Raw genomic sequence first — 242 nt, 5'->3', positions numbered from 1 at the left:
ACGTGGTCAGCGTCAGATCGCGCGCCTGTTTACGCGTGATCCAGCCGCGCTCCACGCCCAGCGGCCAAGCCGTCAGGCCGAAGCCGACCGCAGCGATGCTGGCGAAGGATGGCGTCGGCCAGCGGTCGGGAACCAGACCGTTCGCCTTGTTCGTCCGCTCCCAGAAGTAATTGAAGGTCCGCCGCTGGATATCGTCGAACGGTGCGGGGAGGGTGCGTGTCGGGCCAGCAGCGTGGACGGGC

The 242-nt window shown here is 67.8% G+C and carries 1 protein-coding gene; it reads right to left on the bottom strand.

What is annotated here, in order from left to right; translation table 11 throughout:
* Positions 1-242, bottom strand: a 242-nt coding sequence (locus AC0IYH_RS33555; protein ID WP_471838762.1) for a hypothetical protein, incomplete at both ends; no start/stop codon positions are given.

It is taken from the genome of Pseudomonas sp. AC463, assembly GCF_979253585.1.
Note: the sequence above shows the minus strand (reverse complement) of the source record. Positions and strands in the feature narration are given on the sequence as shown.